The sequence below is a fragment of the Bradyrhizobium sp. UBA2491 genome (genome assembly GCF_002341725.1).
Classification (GTDB): domain Bacteria; phylum Pseudomonadota; class Alphaproteobacteria; order Rhizobiales; family Xanthobacteraceae; genus Bradyrhizobium.
Genome location: NZ_DDOP01000003.1, coordinates 53,412 through 77,164, shown reverse-complemented (window position 1 = coordinate 77,164; position 23,753 = coordinate 53,412). Strand labels below are relative to the sequence as shown.

Annotated in this window: 27 protein-coding genes and 1 pseudogene; 7 read left to right on the top strand and 21 right to left on the bottom strand. The window is 64.9% G+C overall.

Annotation, left to right across the window (positions count from 1 at the left end):
* Positions 1-14 precede the first annotated feature (14 nt).
* The 3 genes from B2W55_RS01020 to B2W55_RS01010 form a co-directional block, all read right to left on the bottom strand.
* Positions 15-3,164, bottom strand: coding sequence for an efflux RND transporter permease subunit (locus B2W55_RS01020; RefSeq protein WP_024584513.1), 3,150 nt, complete (start codon positions 3,162-3,164; stop codon positions 15-17).
* Entirely contained in the window at positions 3,161-4,396 is a 1,236-nt protein-coding gene (locus B2W55_RS01015) for an efflux RND transporter periplasmic adaptor subunit (protein ID WP_024584514.1), read from the bottom strand. The genes B2W55_RS01020 and B2W55_RS01015 overlap by 4 nt, the downstream gene beginning before the upstream one ends.
* 280 nt (positions 4,397-4,676) lie before the next feature.
* The gene (locus B2W55_RS01010; protein WP_024584515.1) at positions 4,677-5,711 is read right to left on the bottom strand and encodes an MDR family NADP-dependent oxidoreductase; all 1,035 of its coding nucleotides are present in this window, start codon (positions 5,709-5,711) and stop codon (positions 4,677-4,679) included.
* A 33-nt stretch (positions 5,712-5,744) separates the two neighbouring features.
* Here B2W55_RS01010 and B2W55_RS01005 point away from each other — a divergent pair, with 33 nt between their 5' ends.
* The gene (locus B2W55_RS01005) at positions 5,745-6,422 is read left to right on the top strand and encodes a TetR/AcrR family transcriptional regulator (protein WP_244442328.1); all 678 of its coding nucleotides are present in this window, start codon (positions 5,745-5,747) and stop codon (positions 6,420-6,422) included.
* A 24-nt stretch (positions 6,423-6,446) separates the two neighbouring features.
* Here B2W55_RS01005 and B2W55_RS01000 read toward each other — a convergent pair whose 3' ends face one another.
* From B2W55_RS01000 to B2W55_RS00990, 3 genes are all read right to left on the bottom strand, one after another.
* Positions 6,447-7,766, bottom strand: a complete 1,320-nt coding sequence (locus B2W55_RS01000; RefSeq protein WP_160306657.1) for a hypothetical protein — start codon at positions 7,764-7,766, stop codon at positions 6,447-6,449.
* A gap of 159 nt (positions 7,767-7,925) precedes the next feature.
* Entirely contained in the window at positions 7,926-9,113 is a 1,188-nt protein-coding gene (locus B2W55_RS00995; RefSeq protein ID WP_145987141.1) for a hypothetical protein, read from the bottom strand.
* Between the two features lie 91 nt (positions 9,114-9,204).
* Entirely contained in the window at positions 9,205-9,402 is a 198-nt protein-coding gene (locus B2W55_RS00990; protein ID WP_145987140.1) for a hypothetical protein, read from the bottom strand.
* Here B2W55_RS00990 and B2W55_RS00985 point away from each other — a divergent pair.
* The 3 genes from B2W55_RS00985 (at position 9,401) to B2W55_RS00975 (ending at position 11,544) form a co-directional block, all read left to right on the top strand.
* Positions 9,401-9,700 (top strand): hypothetical protein, encoded by a 300-nt coding sequence (locus B2W55_RS00985; protein WP_024584519.1) that lies wholly within the window; start codon positions 9,401-9,403, stop codon positions 9,698-9,700. The genes B2W55_RS00990 and B2W55_RS00985 overlap by 2 nt on opposite strands.
* A gap of 211 nt (positions 9,701-9,911) precedes the next feature.
* The gene (locus tag B2W55_RS00980) at positions 9,912-10,316 is read left to right on the top strand and encodes a TfoX/Sxy family protein (RefSeq protein WP_024584520.1); all 405 of its coding nucleotides are present in this window, start codon (positions 9,912-9,914) and stop codon (positions 10,314-10,316) included.
* A 115-nt stretch (positions 10,317-10,431) separates the two neighbouring features.
* Complete coding sequence (locus B2W55_RS00975; RefSeq protein WP_024584521.1) at positions 10,432-11,544, top strand: helix-turn-helix transcriptional regulator; 1,113 nt, start codon at positions 10,432-10,434, stop codon at positions 11,542-11,544.
* A 24-nt stretch (positions 11,545-11,568) separates the two neighbouring features.
* Here the strand turns inward: B2W55_RS00975 and B2W55_RS00970 are convergent, their stop codons facing one another.
* On the bottom strand, positions 11,569-12,336 hold the full coding sequence (locus B2W55_RS00970) for a dienelactone hydrolase family protein (protein WP_024584522.1): 768 nt from the start codon (positions 12,334-12,336) through the stop codon (positions 11,569-11,571).
* Between the two features lie 208 nt (positions 12,337-12,544).
* On the opposite strand from B2W55_RS00970, the gene B2W55_RS00965 reads away from it, so the two are divergent.
* Genes B2W55_RS00965 through B2W55_RS00955 form a run of 3 tightly spaced genes read left to right on the top strand, consistent with a single transcriptional unit; the run spans position 12,545 to position 14,019 of the window.
* Positions 12,545-12,847 carry a hypothetical protein gene (locus B2W55_RS00965; protein WP_035637036.1) on the top strand — a complete coding sequence of 101 codons (303 nt, stop codon included), beginning with the start codon at positions 12,545-12,547 and terminating at the stop codon, positions 12,845-12,847.
* Positions 12,848-12,857: 10 nt separating this feature from the next.
* The gene (locus B2W55_RS00960) at positions 12,858-13,499 is read left to right on the top strand and encodes a glutathione S-transferase family protein (protein ID WP_024584523.1); all 642 of its coding nucleotides are present in this window, start codon (positions 12,858-12,860) and stop codon (positions 13,497-13,499) included.
* Positions 13,500-13,506: 7 nt separating this feature from the next.
* Complete coding sequence (locus B2W55_RS00955; protein WP_024584524.1) at positions 13,507-14,019, top strand: DUF1697 domain-containing protein; 513 nt, start codon at positions 13,507-13,509, stop codon at positions 14,017-14,019.
* A gap of 169 nt (positions 14,020-14,188) precedes the next feature.
* Here B2W55_RS00955 and B2W55_RS00950 read toward each other — a convergent pair whose 3' ends face one another.
* From B2W55_RS00950 to B2W55_RS00885, 14 genes and pseudogenes are all read right to left on the bottom strand, one after another.
* Complete coding sequence (locus B2W55_RS00950; protein WP_024584525.1) at positions 14,189-15,412, bottom strand: threonine ammonia-lyase; 1,224 nt, start codon at positions 15,410-15,412, stop codon at positions 14,189-14,191.
* A 66-nt stretch (positions 15,413-15,478) separates the two neighbouring features.
* Positions 15,479-15,628: a hypothetical protein gene (locus B2W55_RS00945; protein WP_157817076.1), complete on the bottom strand. Its 150-nt coding sequence runs from the start codon at positions 15,626-15,628 to the stop codon at positions 15,479-15,481.
* Between the two features lie 142 nt (positions 15,629-15,770).
* The gene (locus tag B2W55_RS00940; protein WP_168200196.1) at positions 15,771-15,926 is read right to left on the bottom strand and encodes a response regulator; all 156 of its coding nucleotides are present in this window, start codon (positions 15,924-15,926) and stop codon (positions 15,771-15,773) included.
* Positions 15,927-15,980: 54 nt separating this feature from the next.
* Positions 15,981-16,391 carry a hypothetical protein gene (locus tag B2W55_RS00935; RefSeq protein WP_024584527.1) on the bottom strand — a complete coding sequence of 137 codons (411 nt, stop codon included), beginning with the start codon at positions 16,389-16,391 and terminating at the stop codon, positions 15,981-15,983.
* A 123-nt stretch (positions 16,392-16,514) separates the two neighbouring features.
* Positions 16,515-18,041 (bottom strand): magnesium-protoporphyrin IX monomethyl ester anaerobic oxidative cyclase, encoded by a 1,527-nt coding sequence (gene bchE / locus B2W55_RS00930; RefSeq protein ID WP_024584528.1) that lies wholly within the window; start codon positions 18,039-18,041, stop codon positions 16,515-16,517.
* A 112-nt stretch (positions 18,042-18,153) separates the two neighbouring features.
* Entirely contained in the window at positions 18,154-18,894 is a 741-nt protein-coding gene (locus B2W55_RS00925) for a di-trans,poly-cis-decaprenylcistransferase (RefSeq protein ID WP_024584529.1), read from the bottom strand.
* A 30-nt stretch (positions 18,895-18,924) separates the two neighbouring features.
* The gene (locus tag B2W55_RS00920) at positions 18,925-19,314 is read right to left on the bottom strand and encodes a transcriptional regulator (protein WP_024584530.1); all 390 of its coding nucleotides are present in this window, start codon (positions 19,312-19,314) and stop codon (positions 18,925-18,927) included.
* Entirely contained in the window at positions 19,301-19,918 is a 618-nt protein-coding gene (locus B2W55_RS00915) for a hypothetical protein (protein WP_024584531.1), read from the bottom strand. The genes B2W55_RS00920 and B2W55_RS00915 overlap by 14 nt, the downstream gene beginning before the upstream one ends.
* A 128-nt stretch (positions 19,919-20,046) precedes the next feature.
* Positions 20,047-20,406, bottom strand: coding sequence for a DUF1428 domain-containing protein (locus tag B2W55_RS00910; protein WP_024584532.1), 360 nt, complete (start codon positions 20,404-20,406; stop codon positions 20,047-20,049).
* Between the two features lie 156 nt (positions 20,407-20,562).
* Positions 20,563-21,300, bottom strand: coding sequence for a DUF899 domain-containing protein (locus tag B2W55_RS00905; RefSeq protein WP_024584533.1), 738 nt, complete (start codon positions 21,298-21,300; stop codon positions 20,563-20,565).
* Between the two features lie 18 nt (positions 21,301-21,318).
* Positions 21,319-21,681 (bottom strand): annotated as a pseudogene (locus B2W55_RS00900) (SRPBCC family protein); the annotation flags it as partial.
* Positions 21,666-22,142, bottom strand: coding sequence for an ArsR/SmtB family transcription factor (locus B2W55_RS00895; protein ID WP_024584535.1), 477 nt, complete (start codon positions 22,140-22,142; stop codon positions 21,666-21,668). The gene B2W55_RS00895 and the pseudogene B2W55_RS00900, both read right to left, overlap by 16 nt.
* Before the next feature lie 121 nt (positions 22,143-22,263).
* On the bottom strand, positions 22,264-22,548 hold the full coding sequence (locus tag B2W55_RS00890; protein ID WP_024584536.1) for a DUF3551 domain-containing protein: 285 nt from the start codon (positions 22,546-22,548) through the stop codon (positions 22,264-22,266).
* A gap of 165 nt (positions 22,549-22,713) precedes the next feature.
* Positions 22,714-23,685, bottom strand: coding sequence for a Bug family tripartite tricarboxylate transporter substrate binding protein (locus B2W55_RS00885; protein WP_024584537.1), 972 nt, complete (start codon positions 23,683-23,685; stop codon positions 22,714-22,716).
* Positions 23,686-23,753: the final 68 nt, after the last annotated feature.

The following is a 23,753-nucleotide window of genomic DNA, read 5'->3' as shown; positions in this document are numbered from 1 at the left end:
CCTCGCATCGACACTTACGAGCGCGTCGTCGATTCCGAAGCAGGTCCCTTGCGGCCGAACCGGTTCTTCACCCCCTCGCGCCAGCCCTGGAAGGTGACGAACAGCATCGGCACCAGGAAGATGCCGATCGAGCTCGCCGCCAGCATGCCGCCGAACACCGCGGTGCCGACCGCGCGGCGGCTGATCTCCGCGGCACCGCTCGCGACCACCAGCGGCAGCAGGCCGAGGATGAAAGCGATCGAAGTCATCATCACCGCGCGAAAGCGCATCTGCGCGCCCGTCGTCGCGGCTTCCACGATCGGCTTGCCGGCCTCGCGCTGCTCCTTGGCGAATTCGACGATCAGGATGCCGTTCTTGGCGGCCAGCGCGATCAGCACCACCAGGCCGATCTGGCCGTAGAGATCGAGGTTCAGCCCCGCGAGCTTGATCGCAAGATAGGACCCGAACACGCCGACCGTCACCGACAGCAGCACGGGAATCGGAATCGTCCAGCTCTCATACAGCGCCACCAGGAACAGATAGGCAAACAGCACCGCCAGCGCGAGGATGATGCCGGTCTGTCCCGAAGCCGCCTGCTCCTGATAGGCGGTGCCGGTCCATTCATACGAGTAGCCGGCCGGCAACGTCGACTTCGAGAGATCGGCCATCGTCGCGATCGCAGTCCCCGACGACACGCCTGCCGCCGGGCTGCCGTTCACCGTGACCGAACGATAATTGTTGTAGCGCGTGATCACCTGCGGGCCGGTGACGATCCGCAAGCTTGCGATCGATCGGATCGGCACCATCTCGCCGCCGGTGTTGCGCACATAGATCTGCCAGATGTCGGGAATGTCGCGGCGGTCGGCCGCATCGCCCTGCACGTTGACCTGCCAGGTGCGGCCAAACAGGTTGAAATTGTTGACGTAGATGCCGCCGAGCGTGGCTTGCAGCGCGGTGAAGACGTCGGCCATGTTGAGGCCGAGCGCCTGCGCCTTGGCGCGATCGATGTCGAGATAGACCGAAGGATTGGTCGCGGTGAAGGTCGAGAACACGCGGGTCAGATTGGGGTTGCGGTTGGCGGCGCCGATCAATCCGCCCATCACGCTGCTGAGCGAAGCCGGGTCCTGCCCTTCCAGCGCCTCGAGCTGATATTCGAAACCGCCTGATGTCGAGAGCCCGATGATCGGCGGCAAGTTGAACGGCAGCACCGAGGCCTGGCGGATTTGCGAACCTCCGACGAAGGTCTGCCCAATCGCGGCCTGCACCGATTCGGTCGTGGCCTTGCGATCGGCGAACGCCTTCATGCGCGCCACCATGAAGGCGGAGTTCGGCTCGCTCGCACCGTCGAGCAGCGAGAAGCCGATGATCGACAGCACGTGGTCGACCGCCGGATTCTTCTTCAGCAATGCCTCGACCTGCTTGGTGACCTCGCTGGTGCGCGCCACCGACGCGCCGTCCGGCAATTGCACCGCGATGAAGAAGGCACCCTGGTCCTCCTCCGGCAGGAAGCCGGTCGGCGTGATCTTCGACACCCCGAACACCGCGCCGGCGAACACCAGCACCGCAACCAACGACAACACCGCGACGCGGACCAGCCGCTGCACCACGCCGGCGTAACCGTCGCGGACCCAGTCGATGCCGTCGAGCACCCGTCCCATGATGCCGCGCCGCGGACCACCATGGCGCAGGAACACCGCGCACAGCGCCGGCGACAGCGTGAGCGCATTCAGCGCCGAGATCACCATCGCGGCGCTGATCGTCACCGCGAACTGGCGGAACAGGGTGCCGGAAATGCCGGGGATGAACGCGATCGGCACGAACACCGAGAGCAGCACCAGCGAGATCGCGATGATCGGCGCGGTGATCTGCGTCATCGCCTTCTTGGTGGCGTCGGCCGGCGACAGCCCCGGCTCCTCCTCCATGACGCGTTCGACATTCTCGACCACGACGATGGCATCGTCGACCACGATGCCGATCGCCAGCACCATCGCCAGCAGCGACACCGTGTTGGCGGAATAGCCAAGCGCCAGCAGCACCGCGAAAGCGCCGATCAGGCTGACCGGAACCGCGACCGCCGGGATCACCGTGGCGCGCAGATTGCCGAGGAACAGGAACACCACGATCACGACGAGCACGAAGGCCTCGCCGAGCGTCTTGATCACTTCCTTGATCGTATCGGAGACGAAGGTCGTGGAATCGTACTGCACGAGATAGGTCAGGCCCGGCGGGAACCGCTCCGACAGTTTCGCCAGCGTGGCCTGCACGGCCTTCGCCGTGGTCACGGCATTGGCGCCGGGCGCGAGATAGATGCCCATCGGCACGCCGGGATTGCCATCGATCCGGGACTCCGAGTCCGAGTTCTGCGCACCGATTTCGACCGTTGCCACGTCCCGGATCCGCAGCACCGATCCGTCCGGATTGGCCCGCAGCACGATGTCGCCGAACTGCTTGGACGTCGTCAGGCGGCCCTGGGTCTGCACATTGAACTGGAACTGCTGGTCGTTGCTGATCGGACGCGCGCCGATGCGGCCGACCGGCGCCTGCACGCTCTGGGCGCGGATCGCCGCGATCACGTCCGATGGTGCCAGATTGAGGCTGGTCAGCCGCTGGGTGTCGAACCAGATCCGCATCGAATAGTTCAGCTTGGCGAACAGCGACGCCTGCCCGACGCCCGGCGTGCGAGAGATCGCGTCAAGTACGTTGATGATGGCGTAGTTGGTGATGAACAGTGGATCCTGCTCGGCGCTCTTGCTGTACAGCACGATGAATTGCAGCACGGCCGAGGATTTCTTCTGCACGGTCAGGCCTTGTGCCTGCACCTCGGTCGGCAATTGCGCGAGCGCGCTCTGCACGCGGTTGTTGACGTTGACGGTATTGATGTCGGGGTCGGTGCCGAGCGCAAACGAGACCGTCAGCGTGTAGCTGCCGTCATTGCCGCTGGTCGACTTCATGTAGAGCATCTTGTCGACGCCGACGACCTGCGCTTCCAGCGGCTGGGCGACGCTCGATTCGACCACTTCGGCGGAAGCGCCAGGGAACACCGCCGAGACGGTGACCTGCGGCGGCACGATGTCCGGGAACTGGGCGACCGGGATCTGCATCAGCGCCAGCGCGCCCGCGATCGTGATTACGAACGCGATGACAATCGCAAGCCGCGGACGATCGACGAAAACAGCGGAGATCATGGGTTGTTGCCCATCGATTTCGGCGTGCTGCTGGCGCCGCCGTCCGCCGAAACCTTCATGCTTGACTGGATCAAGGCGCTGGCAGGTCCCGGCGCGACCACCTCGCCCGGCTTGACCTTCTGCAATCCCTCGACCACGACCTTGTCGCCGAGCGCGATGCCGCTCGTCACCGCTGCGATCGTCGAGGTCGACTGTCCAAGCTTGATCCGCCGTTGCTCGGCCTTGTTGTCCGCGCCGACGACGTAGACGTACTCGCCCTCCTGATCCGACAGCACCGCCGAGCGCGGGATCGCGAGCACCTCGACCGGCTGCACGCCTTCCAGCAGGACGGTCACGAACTCGTTGTCGGTGAGCTCGCGCACCGCACCGCCGGTCTCGGCGGAATTGTACAGCGACGGGTTTGGGATTGTGCCGCGGAGCGAGATGGTGTCGGTGTTCTGCGCGATCGTGTTGTTGACGAAATTCAGCTCGCCGGTCTTCTCATAGAGCCGGCCGTCCGGCAGGCGCAGCCGGATGACGACGGCCTTGAACCCGCCGCGTGTCACGTAGCGTTCGCGCAGCTCGAGCGACTCGCGCACCGACACGGGAAAGGTGACATACATCGGGTCCTGGCTAACGATGGTGGTCAGGGTTCCCGAACTCGGTGTCACGACGTTACCTTCGGTGACTGCGGTACGCCCGATCCTGCCGTCGATCGGCGAGCGGATCATGGTGTAGTCGAGATTGATCTGGGACAGGTCGACCTGCGCCTGGGCGGCCTGCACCTGCGCCTCGAGGCTCTGCTGGTTGGCGACTGCTGCGTCAACGCTCGATTGCTGGCCGGCCGGGCCGCCGAGCAAGGCCTTGGCGCGATCGGTGGTGAGTTTGGCGTTGACCAGGGTCGCCTGCAATTGGGCGACCTGCGCCTTCTTCGATGCGAGGTCGGCCTCGAACGGGCCGCGCTCGAGCTGATAGAGCAGGTCGCCGGCCTTGACCTCGGCGCCCTCGACGAAGTTCCGCTTCTCCAGAAAAGCCGTGACGCGTGCCACCACGTTGACGCGGTTTGGAGCCTCGACGCGCCCCAGGAACTCGTTGGATTCGGTGATCGGCCGCTTTACCGCCTCGAACACACCGACGGCCGGAGGTCCGGGCGGCCCCGCCTGCGCATGGCCTGCCGTAACTCCCGCGACCACCAATCCCGCCGATATCAGAAGCCTCGCCAATCCACCGCAGCTTCGTTCCGCACCACTCATGCTGCTCAACCCTTCGGCTAACAAGCTCTACGAGACGGATATGACGTCGACGTGCCCAGACCCGGGAAGGTCAGGGATCGGCAAGATGCGTTGCAGCAAATCATAATGGGTCCGATCCGACAATCCTGTAACCCTGGTTCCGGGTTCAGGTTGACGACAACGGATTGAAGGGACGGCGGATACACGAAAGAGGCGCGGCCGTCGCGGATTGGCACGCCATTTCACCGGTCACGATGTGCATCGCGTGACAGGAATCGACAGCCGTCAGCCCGACAGGCGATCAAAGCCTGATGACGACCATGCCGAAGTAGCGGCCCTGGGCGGTATCTGCCAGCGCAAGCGTGGCCTGCGCCAGCCCGTCGATCACGATATGAGGTAGCGCAATGTCGCCGGCGCGGCACCAATCAGGCAGACGGTCGAACCACTCGTCGCGTGCTTCCGGATTGTCGTCGGCGCTATAGCCGCGGATCGTGATCTTGCGCAGCAGGATCTGGGTGGAGTCCAGCGCCACGGGCGCCACACGCCCGGTTCCAGTCGTCGCAAGCTGCCCCGACAATGTCCCCGTGATGACGAAACGGGCGTTGTCGCGCGCAACGGTAACGGCGGCCTGCAACTGCTCGCCTCCCACGTTGTCGAGAAAGACATCGATGCCGTCGGGCGCGGCCTCGCGCAATTGCGCGACGAAGGGTTTGTCGGTACCGCGGATCACGGCGGCGTCGTAGCCGAGTTCGGCGACCAACCGATCCGCTTTCGCCGATGCACTGGTACTGCCGATCACGCGCCCCGCGCCCAACAGACGAGCGATCTGCCCCGCCATCGAGCCAATCGCCCCCGCGGCGCTCGATATGAAAACGGTGTCGCCGGCACGGATCTGCGCGCCACGCGTCAGCGCCGCATAGGCGGTCCAGCCATGCCCGAGATAGCCGAGGTAACCGAGGGGATCGGGCAGCGGCATCCGCAACCTGATGCATTGCGCGGCCGGAACGGCAGCGAAATCGCGCCAGCCGAACATGTGCTGCACCATGTCACCCGGCGACAGGCCGCTGGTCGGCGGCGCCGTCACGACTTCGCCGATCGCCTCGCCGCGCAGCCCGTCGCCGGGACGCAGCGCCGGAAACGGGACCCCCGGCACATCCTCCGCCCCCTGGCTCACCATCTGGCGGAGCGAGGCCGAGACCAGGAACATGCGATTGCGCACCAGCACCTCGCCCGCACCTGCAACCGGCGGCGGCACCTCAACCAGCTCGAAATGCTGCGGTCCTGGCAGTCCCTCGGGCCTGATCTTCAGCCTGACCTCGCGCGCGATCTCCCGCATCATCAATATCCTTTGACTCGGTTGGTCCATCGGATGAAATATGAGTACTTCGCTCACATTATTCACGGGGAGCCGCGCCTGACTACTCGCATTCCGAAACCGACGAGCACGATGCGGAAAGCGCCACGACAGGCCCGCTCGCGCGCCACCATCGAGGTCATCCTCGAGAGCGCGGCTCGCATTCTCGGCGAGCGCGGCTGGGCCGCGACGACCACCAACGCGGTTGCCGAGACGGCCGGCGTCAGCATCGGATCGCTGTATCAGTACTTCCCCAACAAGCTGGCGCTGGTCGAGGCGGTCCGGCGCCGTCACTTCGACGAGGTGCTTGCGGTGCTGCGCGCGTCGGCCGACACGGCAACGCCTCGCGCGCGCCGCATCGCCGCGTTTGTCGACGGCATGATCGCGGTGCATCGTCGGTTTCCCGCCGCGCACCGGGTGCTGCTCGAGGAAGCCCCGCGCGACGCGGCCAGCGAGGCCACTCATCGCCGGTTCGAGATGGAGTACCGGAGGGGATGCGACGCGTTCTTCATCGTCAATAGGCGAGGCAACGCCGCCGTGGATGCCGAGATCGCCGCGCAGGTTCTCGCGGCCGCCGTGGCCGGCGCCGTTCACGACGCGGCGCGGCTTGGATTGCTGGCCTCGCCGCCGTTCAGACGGGAGCTAATCGCGCTGGTCGAGTCCAGCCTGACCAGGCGGCGCGCCGCCGGATGAGGCGATGACGGCGCACGGCGATCTTCACAGCGCAACGGCGTTCTTCAGGCGCGAGGTGAACTGGTAGGCGGGCGATGTCAGCTGTTGGTACAGCCATGGCCGTGCGCGCGTGCCGCCGACCTCGTGCACGCCGTCGAACACCGCCATCTCGATCGAATGCGGGTGACCTGACGACGCATAGACGGACTGCATTTCCGCGAACTTCTCGTCGCGTCCGAGTTCCGTCGTGTTTGCGGCGTCGCGATTGCCGATCTCGACGAATAGCGGACACGGACAGGTCAGGCACGCCAGCTCCGCGCCGGTATATTTGGCGCGACCATTGCTGAAGTGGATGTAAGCCGCAAGCTCGATGCCGAGGTTCTTGCTGATCACGGGCGACATCAGAAACTTCTTCTCGTCACGCATGTATCCGGAGACGACGGTCGGCCGCATCCGACCGGTGGCAGCCTCCAGATGGAGCGCGAGGAAGGCCCCCCAGGACACTCCATAGACGCCGACGTTCAGGCCGGATACCCCGGTCAATTTCCTGCAGACGATTTCGCCTGCGTCGATCGACGCGCACGACACGTTGTGCGCTGAGACGCCGTGAGATGCCAGCATCGCGGCGATATTGTTCTGACTCTCGAGATTCCCGATCTGGACGATGTAGGGACACCAGACGGCGTAACCGTCCTGGCACAGCTGCTTGCCGAGCGCGTTCATGTAGTCCTTGTCGGCATCATCGAAGCACCGCTCCGGCGTGCTCGCCATGCCATGGCCGAGCAGGATCAACCCCTTCAGCTCGCCATCGGGAACTCCGAGACATCCGCGCACCGGCACGCCACATTCCAGATCGAACTCGACCTTGACGACCGAGAACCCGTCGGCCGCGTCGCGCCACAAGATCCGCATGTCGTCGTGGGACGGGCGATAGAGCCGACGCTCCCGAAACAGCGACCGCATCTCCCTTCGAATCTCGGGGCCGGTTGCCACCGCCCTCAGCCTTCCGCTCGCCGCGATGTCGAAGAACGACTGGCAAAACGTATCGTAGCCGAGCGCCGGCAGATCGATATTCGCACACGATCCCCGGCAGTGGCCGAGCACCAGCGCGTTGCCGGCAACCGAGGAGGGTCCAACCAGCGTCACCAATAGTCCGGAAAGCGCCCTGCGGCTGATCATCGGCCCTTCCTGCGAGTTCCATCGCGCTTCGAATGAACGACATCCGCTGAAGCCCGATGGGATCGGCTTGCGTCGTCGTCGCCCTCGCAAACTGGCGCGATGAATTGCTCGAACACAAATTAAAGGATGTTCATGGGCGCATGATCGCGAGCAGCGTTGCAGACGTGTCACGTTGGCCCGACGCATCGGCAATTTGGCGCCGAATACGTTTCGTAACGCTTCCGAACGTTTCCAATTGTCGCGATTGCGAGGTGGAGATCGCGAGGTCGCGACCGCTCGAGCTCACTCGTCACGTCTCGATCGTCACGTCTCGATCGTCACGTCCAATACATCAGGTCCAATACATCAGGTCTTGGGCTTGACCTCGGCGACCTTGGCATCGGCCGCCTTCGGCACGTCGCCGAAATCGAGCTTCTTCTGGAACCCGATTTGCACGTTCAATGCCCAGGGCTGGACCTCGTCGGGTCGCCTGACCTGCCGGACGGAGGCTCCCGCGGTGCCGATATATCCGTCGCCGAAATCGTGGGCGAAATCGAACCCGGTGAGAAACGTCGTGCTCCACAGGTCGGTGTTGAGGTAATCGTCACGGCGATAGCGCGCCAGCAGGCTGACGGCGTTTTTGTCGTCGAACTTGTAACTGACGGAAGCCTCGTGCGACAGCCCGACGTCGAGCGACGCGAACGACAGCGTGGTGTCCTGAATGGTCCGCGACGAACCGACGCCGAAGGTCCATGCCCCCGTCTGATACTTGACCTTGGCGGTGTAGAGCAGTTGCTTGACGTCGTCGAAATCGGTCGTGTCGTACCTGGCGAAGTATGGCGACAGCGACCCTTCGACCTCGACGCCATTGGCCTTCACCGTCACGAACGCATTCGGCTGCACGATGTCATGGCTGCGATCGAGGCCGAACAGGTCGGTGGCGAAGTAGCTGACGCGCGACAGAGCGACGGACGAGCCGATCTCGCCGGTCGCGAACTTGTAGGCAAAGCCCGGCATGAACGTACGCGTCACGAAGTTCTCGTCCTGGGGCAGGAAGTCGCCGAGCGTGAAGATGTTGCGCTCGTTCAGCGAGTTGATGCCGGTGTCGACGTTGGCGAAGAACCTGAAGTCGGTGGTGTCGTACTCGACCCGGTTGCGCAGTTGCAGGCCGTGCGAGCGGCGCGCCCAGTTGTCGTCGACCGACGTCGTCAGCGTGGTGCGCAACGCCAGCTTCGGTGCAAGCTCGATCGCCCCGCTGGCGGCGATAATGGCGGTGGTGCTGGGCGCCGCAACGTTCGGATCGTATTGCGTGTCGGCGATCTTGACGTTGAGCCCGATGATGCCGTCCTGGAGCGAGCCACGCAGGTAATCGTAGTTGATCGTCTGCGTCGCGAACGGGCTGCCATGAGCCCCGAGAATGTCGGTCGGATTGGAATCATAGCCCGTGCGCAGGCCGATCGAACCTGCATTGACCGCTACCGTCTCGGCCGCCGGAGCGGTCTGCGCAAGGCCTGCGGAGACGCCGAACTGCGAAGCAACAACAACTGCCGCCAACAACGCACGCCGAATCATGCACCCGACCCTCCATGCGCAGGGTCGGCAATCATGGTTAATCGGCCGTTAAATCAGCAATTTCTGGTTGATTTCACTCGTTCGAGCCTGCCGGCGCCTGCGCGATTTTGATGGGATTATCAGCACCAATGAAGCCATCAGGGGTTTTGATAACATGGTTAACGCTAAGTATTAGAGTAAAAAACCACTTCAAGTTGTAGTCGAATCCGGAGCGTGGATAGTGGCGGCCACCAAGCAAACGGCTTGGCTCGATAACAACGGAGGAAGTCATGAAGAAGTATATCGTCGCCGTCGCTCTCGCCTCGCTCATGGCCTCGCCGGCCTTCGCTGGTGGCCCCCGTGGCGGTGGCGGTGGCCTGATCGGCTCCGTGCTGGCTCCGATCACGACCGCGGTCTCCGCGCTCAACGTCAACGCCCTCAACAACGTCAACGTGCTCGGTGGCGGCGTCAACGTCCTGAACGGCAACAAGACCAACGTGTCGGCCATCCTGCCGATCAGCCTCAAGAACACCAACATCCTGTCCGGCATCCTGGGCGGCGGTCGCTCGCACGGCTGCGGCTGCAACTAAGTGCCATTGTCGGGAGAGCACCGAGGTGCTCTCCCAACAGCTTCCGGCGAGAACCTCTCCGCGCTCCCCTAGCGCTTCGCGCCAATCCATCCTTTCCCAAACACGAACACCCCAGGCTTTCCTTCCCGCTCCGGATCGCATCACAGCGGTTGTCCGAGGCTGAGGTTCCGGTCATCATTCGGCAGATCCTGATTGCCTTGAGAGACCGGGAATGGTTGCCAGCATCGCCTTTGCCGAATTCCTGCGCGAGCAACTCGCGCCGCTTGGCCAGCTCACGATGCGGCGGATGTTCGGCAAGACCGGCGTATTCTGCGACGGCCTGATGCTCGGGATGGTTGCCGACAATTCGCTCTACGTGCGGGTCGACGATCGAAATCGCGAGACGTTCGCGGAGGCTGCGACGAGCCCTCCGCTCAACTATGCCAAGAACGGTACGACCATCGACCTGGCATTCTGGCGTGTGCCGGAGCGGCTGCTGGATGAACCCGACGAACTCGTCGCATGGGCGCAGGCCGGGCTGGCCGCCGCGCATCGGGTCGCCGCCAAGCGAGGACGGGCCACTGCGCCTGCGCGAAAATCGCGCGCAAAGCCGGCGAAACGCCGGACAGCGTCATGATGCCGTCGAGCGCCCCGGAATGGCCCGGACTCGTGAGCCGGGCAGAATTGCTCTACGCAATATTTCCGGGGTCGATGGGTTTGTCTACTGGGTAACACAGTGTCCTGGATGGCCGATGGCGAACGACCTGCACGAGCATCTGATCGAACTGGCCTACGAGGCCGCGGTCCTCCCTGAACTGTGGCCGAACGTCCTGCATCGGGTAGGCGGGATCGCCAAGGCGCGCGGTATCGTGCTGCTGACCGCAGCCCCGCACGACGTCCGCTGGGTCGCATCGCCCGACATGCACGAGGATACGGTCGCCTATGTCGAAGGCGGCTGGCACGAGCGCAACGGGCGGTTGCCGCGCCTGCTCGCGGCCAATCATGCAGGCTTCCTGCGCGACATCGACGTGTTCGATACGCCCGAGGAGGTCCAGCAGGATTTGCAGATCCGCGAGTTCTTCCGACCGCGCGGGCTCGGATGGGGTGCCGGCACCGCGATTCCGGTGCCGAGCGGCGATGTGCTGATCTACAGCGTCGAGCGCGAGTATCAGCACGGACCGATCGAGCGGGAGGCGATCGCGCAACTCGATGCACTGCGCCCGCATCTGGCGCGAGCCGCGCTGCTGTCGGCGCGGCTCGGGATGGAGCGCGCGAAGGCGGCCACCGGGTCGCTGGCGATGCTTGGCCTGCCCGCGGCGGTGCTGCGGCGCGGCGGCCGCCTGATGGCGACGAACGCGCTGTTCGATCGGCTGGTGCCCGACGTGATGCAGGATCGCGCCGATCGCCTCGCGCTGGCGGCGACCGCCGCGGACTCGTTGTTCGCCCAGGCCTTGGCCGTGCTCGACCAGGGTCTCGTCAGCACGGAGGTCCGCTCGGTGCCGATCGCGGCGCATGACGATCGCCCGCCGTTGATCGTGCATCTGGTCCCGATCCACGGCGCGGCGCGCGACCTGTTCGACCGCGCGTCGGCGATCGTGATCGTGACGCCGGTGGTGCCGGCGGAAGTGCCCACCGCGGAAGTGTTGCAGGGCCTGTTCGACCTGACGCCGGCGGAAGCGCGCGTCGCGCGCGGCATCGGCGAGGGACGAACCGTCGAGGCGATCGCCGGCGCTTTCGGCATCTCCCGCGAGACCGTGCGCAACCAACTCAAGGCCGTGCTGGCGAAGACCGGGCTCGGCCGCCAGGTCGAGCTGGCCGGATTGCTCGCCGGGACAAAAATGCCGCCGGGTTCGACTGCCGGCTAGCGCGCGCGGCATCGAGGCATGGCCTCAAGCCTCGCTCAGGCGCGCCTGGAAGAAGCCCGCAACGCGGCTGACGGCATCGGCGGTCATTGGATCATTGTCGGCAAAGTCGAAACCGTGCGCCTTGCCCTTGTACCTTACGATCTCCGCCGCCGCGCCGACCGACTTGCCGAGCTTGACGAGATCCTCACCGCTGGCAAGCGGCACGTTGCGGTCGGCATCACCGTGCAATTCGATCAGCGGCGGCAGGTGCTTGACCTGCGGCGCGATCTGGTCGGGCATGCCGCCATACAGCACGGCCAACGCGGACACCCGCGCGTCGCGGGCCGCCGCGGCCGCGGCGACATAGCCGCCGAGCGAGAAGCCGAGCAGTCCGACCCGGCCGGAACTGTCCGCGCCCGCCAGCACCGCGGACAAAGCCGACGAAACCCGCGCGGCCCAGACATCGAAGCGCCCCGCCTCGTAGACCTCGCGGCGCGCGCTCGTCTGCATCGCCGCGAAGGCCCGCTCGTCGGCCGGCGTATAGTAACGAACGAAATAGGTGTCGATGCCGTCAGCCGTCAGTGCGTCGGCATAACGCTGATAGGCCCGCGGCCTGAGATCGAAGCCGCGCGAGCCGTGCAGCACGAGCACGGCCGGCCGCTTGCCGGGACGCGCTGCGGCGAAACGATTGAGGGTTACGCGGCCTTCATCGGCGTCGACGCTCAGCGTCTCGGACGTCGCAGCGGCAAGCGAAGGTGTCGCCGCCAGCAGGGCAAGGCCGCCAAGCAGGCTCCGTCGGCTGATCGCTGGCATCGAAACCTCGCTTCGACTGCGGCCTTCGCTTCGGCCGGGCGGTGCCGCTATATCATGCCGAACAACGCGACCGGTAGGGTCGTTCATCGGGCTCGTCTCCGAGCATCGCGAAAGGATCGCATGTTCAAATGGCACCGGTTGCGCTAGTGATAGCTCCCTTCCCTCCCTGCGCCCGTCCGGCGCATGTCCAGTCAATGAGTGTATCTGAATGGCCGAAGCCGACCTCGACGCCGTCATCCGGCAAACCGCAAGAACCCAGACCAAGGCCGTGATGGCGGCGGCCAAGAAGCGCCAGGCCGTCTGGGTTGCGCGCGCGGCCAAAGCCAAGGACAAGGAGACCAAGGCGCGCTTTCGCTTCCTCGCCAAGAGCACCATGCTGAACGCGACCGCGACCGCCAAGCGGTTGCAGAATTCGGCCGAGAACGCCGCCGACGCCTATGCCCGGGCCATGAAGAAGGCGATGGAAGAGCCGCCGCCGGCCAAGCCGCCAAAGAAGAAGGCAGATGCCTGAAGGAGCGCGCATGCTCACGGTTCACCATCTCGGCAAGTCACAATCGGAGCGAATCGTCTGGCTGTGCGAGGAGCTGGAGATTCCCTACGAGCTGAAATGCTATGCGCGCGATCCGGTCACGATCCTCGCGCCGGCCGACTACAAGGCGCTGCACCCGATCGGCGCCGCGCCCGTCATCACCGATGGCGATCTGGTGCTCGCCGAATCCGCCGCTGTCGTCGAGTATATCGTCGCCAGGTACGGCGATGGACGCCTGACGCTGAAGTCCGATCATCCTGATTTCGCACCGTTCCTGTACTGGTTCCACTTCGCCAACGGCACGCTACAGGCGCAGATGGGCCGCAGCATGATCCTGAACCGCCTCAACCTCGCGGCCGACAATCCGATGCTGGTGGCGACCCGGGCACGGGTCGACCGCTCGTTCGATCTGATCGAGGCCCGGGTGCGCGACGCGCGCTATCTCGCAGGCGACGAATTCACCACCGCCGACATCATGATCGGCTTCTCGCTCACGACCATGCGCTACTTCCTGCCCTATGACCTCGGCCGCTGCCCCAACATCAGGAACTATCTCGGCCGCATCGCCGCGCGCCCGGCCTATCAGCGCGCGATGCAGAAGGGCGATCCGGGCATGGCGCTGCTGCTGACGTGAGGCCGTGATGCCGCGCTATGTCGCCCTGTTGCGAGCGGTCAATGTCGGCGGCACCGGCAAGCTGCCGATGCCGGAGCTGAAGGCGATGTGCGTCGCCGAAGGGTTCGCCGACGTGCAGACCTACATCGCAAGCGGCAACGTCGTGTTCTCCTCGAAGCTCGGCGCGGCCAAGGTCAAGGCCGCGCTGGAGCAGCGGCTGCACGCCTATGCCGGCAAGCCGGTCGGCGTCATCGTCAGGAGCGCGGACGAGATCGCCGCGGTGCTGAAAGCCAATCCGTTCCCGAAGGAGCCGCCGAATTTGACGGTCGCGATCTTCCTCGACGCGCCGCCGCCCAAGGATGCCTTGAAGGATATCAAGGGCCAGCAGGACGAGCAGGTGCGGCTCGGCAAACGCGAGATCTACGTCGCCTTTGGCAGCGGCATGGGCCGCTCCAAGCTGAAGATCGCCGCCGCCGCGAGCGGCACAGCGCGCAATATCAACACCATCGCGAAGCTCGCCGAGTTGGCGGCAGGTGACTAGCCAGTTGCCTCAAAGCCCGTCATCCTGAGGAGCCTGCGCAGCAGGCGTCTCGAAGGATCGACGGCCCCGCCGGTGGCCGTACATCCTTCGAGGCTCGCCCAGCGCTGCAAGGCTCGCACCTCAGAATGACGGCTCAGGTGCTTCGGCGCGCGGATAGGTACTGCGCCGGCTAGCGCTCGTGCACGACAAATCCTTCGGCACCGAGCCTGGCCAGCACGGCCTCAAGGTGAGCGCGGTCGCGGGTTTCAATCACGAGCTCGAGCAGCGTCGCCTTGGCCGGCAGATCGGAGAAGGTGCGCTGATGCGAGACCTCGATGATGTTGGCACCGGCATCGGCAAGCAGGATCGACACCGCCGCGAGCTGTCCGGGCCGGTCGATGATGTCGAGCGCGAGCTGGGTCAGCCGTCCCTCGCGCGCGAGCTCGCGGGTCAGGACCGAGGCGATCAGCCTGGTGTCGATATTGCCGCCGGTCAGCACCAGGCCGACATTGCGGCCAGCAAAGCGCTCGGGTGCGGCAAGCACCGCGGCCAAGCCCGCGGCGCCGGCCCCCTCGACCACGGTCTTCTCGATCGAGATCAGGGTCGCGACCGCACGCTCGATCTGGTCCTCGCTGACCAGCAGAATATCGTCGACGAGTTCTCGGACGATCGTCGTGGTGATCTGCCCGGGTGCCTTGACCGCGATGCCTTCGGCAAGCGTGTCGCCGCGCATCGGCAGCTGCTCGCCACGGACGGCATTGTACATCGAGGGATAGAGCTGGGCCTGCACGCCGACGATCTGCAACGACGGCTTCAGCGCCTTGGCGGCCGTGGCGATGCCGGAGATCAACCCGCCACCGCCGATCGGCACCACCAGGATGTCGAGCTCCGGCACGGCTTCGAGCATCTCGAGCCCGATCGTGCCCTGGCCGGCGATGATCAGCGGATCGTCATAGGGGTGGATCAGGATCAGGCCGCGCTGCGCGGCATGCGTGCTGACGAACGCGAAGCACTCCTCCAGCGTCTGACCGGTGATGATGACCTCGGCGCCGTGCCGCCGGGTGTTCTCGATCTTCACCATCGGGGTGCCGACCGGCATCACGATGGTGGCCGGGATACCGAGCCGCTTGGCGTGGTAGGCCACGCCCTGGGCATGATTGCCGGCCGACATCGCGATCACGCCGCGCTTGCGCTCGTCCGGCGAGAGCGCCTGCAGGCGATTCAGCGCCCCGCGCTCCTTGAAGGTCGCGGTGAATTGCAGGTTCTCGAATTTGAGGAACAGGCGGCAGCCGCAAATCTCGCCGAGCGTGCGGCTCTCGTTGCACGCCGTCACCATGACCGCGCCCTTGATGACATCGGCGGCACGGCGCACGTCGGCGAGGGTGACGGCAGGCGGATTGGAAGGATGCGGCATCTGGTTTCGCTTTGGACCGTTTCGTGAGACGGAACCTAGCGGGTTTCGATGCCGAAGACGACCGCGCTATCGCGCGGTCAACACCTGTTCCGCCGGCTTGGCCGGCGCGGCCTGCTCGACGTCATCGCATTTCAGGCATACCAGCGCGGTACGGAAATGCTTGTCGAGCACAATGGTTCGCGTCCTGCCGCACTGGCAGCGCATCGGCTTATCCATGGAAGATCGGCCCGGTTCGAGATGCAAGGAAAGCGTCGAGGAAAGCGTGCGCTTAGCTAGCCCGGTCCGGTTAACCTAGTATGACTTGCGAGCGGAAAATTTGTCGCGCCGGAAGCCGCTTCACGCGTTTGCGGATCATGCTTCAGAAGAAAGCGACGCTGAGGTCGAGACCATAGCTGGCCCTGAGAATCGCGACGAACACCACGGCCGAGGCCAGCAGTAGGAGATGCCGGACGACATTGCTCCGAAGCGAATTGGCAGGAAACGCACGCGCAATCGATTGAGCCAAGGCAGTCATTCGCGACCTCCAGAACCACGTCCCGAAGTTAGGTCGCGCACGACGCTGTGAGGTTCAACGCGGCTCGCGGGACGGCTGGCGGCGCACCGTGACGCTCTGCTCGGGATCGGGCTGTGGCCGCGTCCGGTTCCGGAAGCGGTGACCGACCACGATCAACGTGCCCTCGGCGCGAACCGGAGTTTCGGCCGATGGTGCGGGCGGCAGATTGTCCTGCGTGACGGCCTCGAGCGCGGCAAGGAACGCGCGTCCGGCTGGTGTGATCTCCCAACCGTCGACGTCACGCAGCAAATAGCCGTTGCCGAAGATGTCGAGTTCGGGAACCCGCGACGCCAGGCGCTTGATCCGCGCATGCCAATCGTCGCCGCTCGATGAGAGGATAGCAAGGTCGTGCTTCAGTGAGTCGAGTGTGGCTCTTCCGCTGACGTGACTGGCCAATATTTTTAGAATCGCAATCTGTATGCTCAACTCGAAGCCTCGACCGCCACGGTTCTTTTTGTTCTGCGCAGCCGATCTGGAAATTATCGCGCTGATGACTCCGACGTCCAGTCATCAGCGCCAGTTATCCAGAGCCGGAATGACGGTATGAACTTACGCCGCGCGGGACGATCCGACGTGGCGCTCGGGCCGATGCGACGACATCGATTCCTCTTCGCCATCCTGCGGCGCGCCCCAGAACTCCCGCACCGTCGGGCCGTCCTTCAGCCTGCGGTCGCGCAGGAAGCCGAGAATTTCGTGCGGCCAGACCCGGCGTCCCATCTGCGTGTACCAGCGCATCGCATGCCGCAGCCCGGCGTCGCGATGCAGCAGCACGCGCAGCAGGGCCTTCGGCCGGCATTGCAGCACCATCTCGGTGAACTTGAACCAGAGCAGCACGCGCCATGGCGGCATGTACCGGGTCGCGAGCACCTGATGCTTGTAGTCCCAGAGTCTGCGATCGGTCTGGATCACGCGTCGCTCTGCCGCGAGGCGGAAATACGGCGTCCAGCGATGCGGCGTGACGTAGAGCATCTGGATCTGATCCGGATCGTAGGACAGCAGCTGCCGCAGGCCGCGCCAGTGATCGCGATCGGTCTCCTCCTCGAAGCCGACCACCCAGGTCGCCATCGACAGGATGCCGTGTTGCCGCATCAGCCTGATAGCCTCGCGGTCCGTCGTGGTGGTGGCGCCCTTGCGGATCAGCTCCAGCGTCTTCTCGTCGGTGTTCTCCATGCCGAGCAGGAAGCGCTGCCAGCCGGCCTTCTTGTAGAGATGCAGAATGTCGGCATCGCGGACGATATCGTCGGCGCGAGTCGATCCGACCAGGATCAGATCGACATTCTCCGCGATCAGCGCCTCGAGGAAAGTTCGCCAGGCTTTCTTCGAGACGGTCGGATTCTCGTCCGCGAAGTTGATCACCTTGACGCCGTGCTCGCGGTGCAGCCGCGCCAGCTCGCGGGCGAAGCGCACGGGATCGCGGTGCCGCCATCGCGTCCAGAAGCCGCGTTGGCCGCAGTAGTTGCAGAGATGCGGACAACCGCGCGAGAACTGCACGACGACGGCCCGCAGCCCGCCCCAATAGCTGTAGCGCGCGTGGTCGATCAATTCCCAGCCGATCCGATAGGCATCGAGGTCGCGGATCACGGGCGCGCGCGGCGTGACGCGCGGCCCATAATCGTCGCGGAATGCGATGCCGTTGATGATGCGGAGATCGCCGCCGGTCTCCAATGCCCGCATCAGTTGGCGCGCGGTCTCCTCGCCCTCGCCGCGCACGATCGCGGTGACGTAACGCTCCTCGCGCAGGATGTCGCGCCAGTGATAGGTCGGAAACACGCCGCCATAGACGATCCGCACGTTCGGCAGGGCCTTGACGATCGCCTGCGCCACCTCGGTGATGACAGGATGGCCCGAGGTCGAACCGGAATGACCGAACAGGACGGCATCAGGTGAAAATCGCGATGCTTCCGCCACGATGGCCGTGAGCGGCATCGGCCCGAACTCGGCATCGACGAGAGCAACGTCGTGACCGTCGTCGATCAGGGGACCACCGATCGACAGCAGGCCGAGCGGCGGCAGATGGTCGTCGGGAATCCGGCTGCCGATTGCCGGATGCGGCACGTTGATGAGAAGTATGCGCATGGATGATCGCTCCCGCTTTGGTTGGCGTGATCGTTCGTCCCCGCATCTTGTGATGGAGAGCCCAACCCCCCGGCCGGGCTTTGGAAGAGAATGGAAGGCGCGGCCTGCCGCGCTAGAGGTTCGCAACCTCCGCCGGCGCGATCGCGGTCAGCCCGCCAAAGCGGCGCTCGCGACGATGGAAGGAGGCGAGCGCGTCGGCGAGATCGTGGGCATCGAACTCGGGCCACATCCGCTCGGTGAAATGCAGCTCGGCATAGGCGCCTTCCCAGAGCAGGAAGTCCGACAGGCGCTTCTCGCCCGAGGTGCGGATGATCAGGTCGACATCGCGCAGGCCGACTTCGCCGGTGATCAGGTCAGCGAAGCTCTCACGGCTCAACTGACCGGCATCGGCGGCGCGCGCCGCGGCGTTCAGGATCGCATCGCGCGCCGAATAGTCGATCGCAATGCGCAGATGCAGCGTGGGGCCGTCGGCGGTCGCGGCCTCGGCGCGCCCGATCGCGTTGGCAATGCCGTCGGGCAAGCGGTCGCGGCGGCCGATCACGGTGAGGCGGACGCCATTGCGCACCAGGGCGGCGATCTCGTTGGCGAGATAGAACCGCAGCAGCCCCATCAGCGCGGTGACTTCTGCCTTCGGACGACGCCAATTGTCGCTCGAGAACGCATAGAGCGTCAGCGTGCCGACGCCCTGGTCCGGCGCGGCTTCGACGATGCGGCGGATCGCCTCGACACCGGCCTCGTGGCCGCGTAGCCGCGACAGGCCGCGCCGCGTCGCCCAACGGCCATTGCCGTCCATGATGATGCCGACATGCAGCCGCGCGGCGGCCACCGGCTCGAGTGCGACATTACTTTGCATTACAAAGTCTCCGGTCAAAAAACGGGATGATCAAATCGGCTGGATACCGAACCGGCCGGACGTTCCGTCGTCCTTTTCGGCGGTGCCGGCAGCCTTGGCCGCATCGCGGACCAATTGCTCGAGCACGGCGAGATAATCGAGGAAGCGGCGGCGGCCGCTCTTGGTCAACCGGCAGCTGGTGTGTGGGCGATTGCCTTCATAGCCCTTGATGACGTCGACGAGGCCGGCCTCCTGCAACACCTGCAAATGCCGGCTGAGATTACCGTCGGTCAGCCCGCAGAGCTGCTTGAGATCGGCGAAGGCGAGCCCCTTCGGATGCGCCATCAACGAGGTCAACAGTCCGAGCCGCGCCTTCTCATGGATGACGCGGTCGAGGCCATCATAGGCGAATGGCGCGGTGGTCACGTCAGTCTTCGGCATCATTGTCTCCGGATGCGAAATACAACAGTGCCGCGAGCAGCAACTGGCCGATCGCGAACGGCAGTCCCATGGTCCAGGGCGACAGCGCGTGGCTCTGGCTTGCGATCAGCAGCACCGTGAAGCCCGACAGGAAATACCAAGCGCCACCGAGCGCGATCGTGCGCGGCAGCAGCCGGACCGAGGCGAACACGCCGAGGCTGACCAGCACCTGCCACAGGCCGGGCAGCATCCACAGCGTCTCCGGCGCGAATTTCCATTGCAGGATCGCCAGCAGCACGCCGGCGATAGCAGCCGGCACGAACTGCTCGATCGCCTGTTGCACCATGGCGTCGGCAAGGCCGGAATGATGCCGCCGCGAGCGCGCCTGCATTTCGATCCAGATAAGCACCGCCGACAGCAGGGCGGCCGCCGCCCAGCCCGCGAGGAACGCGATCGGATGGCCGGTCGGATCGGCAAGCCAGAGATGTTGGGCGAGCGCGGTGACGAATGCGATGCCGCTGGTGGCGGCGACGGTCGCTGGACCATAGCCGCGGAACGCGGTTCCTGCCGCAATCTGATTGCGGATCGCGAGGATGTCGGCCAACGCCTTGTCGAGGTCGCGCATGATTCGCCCGAACTTTGTATTGCAAAGTATACGGGATCGCCAAGTAAAGGCAAGCGCCATCGCGCTGGTCGCCGCGCGGGATGCTTAATGGACGGTTACTGCGCGAATTGCGGCGGAAGCGTGCCGCCTCACACCTTCACCAGGCTGGCGAAGCCGCCATAGATCATCCGCTTGACGTCGAACGGCACGGTGTTCGGGTTCATCGTCGGTGACAGACGAGGATCGGCCATCACCTTGGCGTTGATCCGGTCGCGCTGGGCGCGCGACTTGTAGGTGATCCAGGCGAACACGACGGTTTCGCCCGGCTTCAGCTTCACGCTTTGCGGAAACGACGTCAGCTTGCCCGGCTTGACGTCGTCGGCGACCCATTCGCGATAATCCAGCGCGCCATATTCGCGCCAGACCTTGCCGGCCTTCTTCGAGAGCTGAGCATAGGCTTTGAGTTTCTTCTTCGGCACCGCGACGACGAAACCATCGACGTAAGGCATTTGGGCTTCCCTGTTCCATTTGGTCGTCACTGCGAAGGGCGAAGCAACGAAGCAATCCTGCGCTTGCAGCGCAACGGATTGCTTCGCTGAACCTGTCATCGGACGCGCATTGGCGCGACGGATGGCTCGCAATGACCGCGCATGACGCGTTGCGCGTCAGCTGTGACAGCAGGATGCCTGAACCGGCGCCGGTTGGTACTGGTCACGTAGCCGCACCCAATCCATCGGATAGGGCAGCCCCTCCTCGTGGCGGCCGAGTGGCGTCAGGTCGAGATAGTGATAGGCCGCATTCATCATGTCGAGGCCGCGCGAATAGGTCGAATAAGTGTGGAAGATCGCGCCGTCCTGGTCGCGATAGAACACGCTGACGCCCGGGGCCTCCTCACTGCCGAACGGCGTGGTGCCGTAATTGTAGAGCGTCGCGCCGGACTTCAGCTGCTCAGGCGAGAAGGTGACCGCATAATCGTAGTTGAAGTCGTTGGCGCCCGACGACACCCAGTCGAAGGTCCAGCCCATCCGCTGCTTGAACGCCTCGAGCTTGGCCAGCGGCGCCCGCGAGATCGCGACCATCGTGGTGTCGCGCGCGGCCAGGTGCGGCACCATGCGCTCGAAACCATCGACCCAGAACGAGCAGCTCTTGCATGCTGCGTCCCATTCGGGTGCGAACATCACGTGCTGCACCACAAGCTGCGGCCTGCCCCTGAAGAGATCGCCGAGCGTCACCTTGCCTTCAGGCCCATCGAACACATAATCCTTGTCGACCTTGACCCAGGGCAATTCGCGGCGCTGCCGGCTCACCGCTTCGCGGGCCTGGGTGAGCTCCTTCTCGCTGGCCATCAGTGCCTTGCGGGCTGCGATCCACTCGTCGCGCGAAACGATCTTGTGCTGTTGCATGAGATGCTCCTTTGCAGATCAGGCGTCGACATATTGTTGCAGGTTGCCGAGGGATTCGCTCCAGCCGCGCCTGTGGTTGTCGCGCGCGGTTTCGTCTGTGAACTGGGCGTGATGGAAGGTGAGCAGCGTGCCGCCGGCGTCCGGCTTGATCGACACCGTCACCTCGGACTCGCGCTCGGGGGTCGAGTGCCAGGCCCAGCTGAACACCAGTCTTTCGTTCGGCACCACCTCGCGATAGACGCCGCCGACCTCGTGATGTTCGCCGCTCATCCCGGTGAATCTGATCCGGTAGCGTCCGCCGACGCGGACGTCGAGTTCGGCCTGTGTCGTGCCGGGCTTGAGTTCGCCGGGACCGAACCAGTGCACTAGGTTTTCCGGCTCGGTCCACGCGGCGTAGACTTTTTCCGGCCGCGCGCGGAGATGCCGCGTGAGGGTGAGGCTTGGCCGCGCGGACTCTGGGCGAGCGGCAAGATCGGCTGCGGCTGCGGATTTTTCGGCCGGTTTACTGACCATGGGTCTTCCTCCACAAAAGCTGCAAGGCGGTCGAGATTGTCGGACCAGAATTGCGCATAGCGATTGAGCCAGTTCATCGCCTGCTCCATCGGCCTGGCAGTGAGCCGGCAGGCCACCGTGCGTCCGGTCTTCTCGCGCGCGACGAGACCCGCATCCGTGAGCACGTCGAGATGCTTCATGATCGCGGGCAACGACATCGCGAATGGCTGCGCCAGCTCGCTCACCGACAGGCCGTCCTGCTCGCCGAGCCGCGCCAGCAGCGCGCGGCGGGTGGGATCGGACAGCGCGGCAAAGGTGCGGTCCAGCGCTTCGTCTTGATACTTAACCATACGGTTTAGTATAAGCGCAAACCGCGCCGCGTCAAGCGCGCCGCTTCACGATCGCGTCAGGATGGAGGCAGGGCGACGATCGATGTCGTGGCCGCTGGCAACCGTCGTGCTGTGGTGGGACCTAGTCGGGATAGACCGTCCGGTGCCGGCGATGATCACGGCGCGGCGACGGCGGCGGTGGCTGGCGAAACAGGAAGCGCGGGTTTTCACCGCAAGCGAGATACCGCCCCGACACGCTGGCCTGGCATTGCTCGAAGGTCTGATAGGCGCATTCGCCGGGATAGCCGAGGTCCGGCCCCTGCGCGCACCACGGATAGTCATAATCGGCAGCGGCCGGCGTGATGCCCGCCGCACCGGCAAGCGTCATCGTTCCCAGGACAAGCACTGCCAATCGCCATGTGCGCATGATCCAACCCGCTCCGACTCTCAGGGTATCGCCGTCACTCAAGCGCGGCATACCGGGTTAGGTTCCCGATTGCTACCCTATTCGGCTTCAAGCCGGTCAATTTTGCAGCCGGGCGCAAGACAAGCCCGCGCGCGCCGGACTTGTCTTGCGCATTCAGCTCGAGACCTACTCGACCTTGAGGCCGGCGAACTCGACCACCTTCTTCCACTTGTCGGTCTCGGCCTTGATGTCGTTGCCGAAGGCGTCCGGCGTCTGGATCAGCGAGTCGCCGCCGAGCTCGACCAGGCGCTTGCGCATGTCCGGTTCGGCGAGCACGGCGTTGATCTCGCCGTTGAGCTTGGCGACCAGCTCCTTCGGTGTGTTCTTCGGCGCGCCCATGCCGAACAGCGCGCTGGCCTCATAGCCCTTCACGGTCTCGGCGATCGCCGGCACGTCGGGCAGTTGCGAGGAGCGCTCCGTCGTCGTCACGCCGAGCGCGCGCAGCGAGCCGGAACGGATGTGCTGGATGATCGAGGGCATGTTGTCGAAGATCACCTGCACCTGACCGCCGAGCATGTCGGTGATCGCGGGCGCCGCGCCGCGATACGGCACATGCTGCATCTTGCAGCCGGTCATCGACATGAACATCTCGCCGGAGAGATGCACCGAGGTGCCGTTGCCGGACGAGGCCATGTTCACCTTGCCGGGATTGGCCTTCACGTATTCGATGAACTCGGCGACGTTCTTCGCCGGAACGTCCTTGTTCACCGTCATCACGTTCGGCACGCGGTTGAAGGAGGCAACCGGCGCGACGTCGCGCACGAAGTTGAACTTCAGATTGGCATAGAGCGAAGCGTTGATGTAGTTCGCCGGATTGACCAGCAGCACGGTGTAGCCGTCCGGCTCGGCGTTGATCGCAGCCTCGGTGCCGATATTGTTGCCGGCGCCCGGCTTGTTCTCGATCACGAATTGCTGCCCGAGCTTTTCCGACAGCCGCTGCCCGATCAGGCGCGCGATGATGTCGGTGGCGCCGCCCGGCGGATAGCCCACGATCCAGCGCACCGGCCGCGCCGGATAATCGGCTGCGGATGCGCGGCCGATCGCGAATGTCGAAATCCCCGACCCGATCAGGCCCAGCGCAGTGCGGCGTGAAATCATGAAGTCTCTCCCGATCCAGCAGGGTTTGCTCCCCTGCCCGTTTCTGTTGCGTTGCGTGCGGCGCGGTT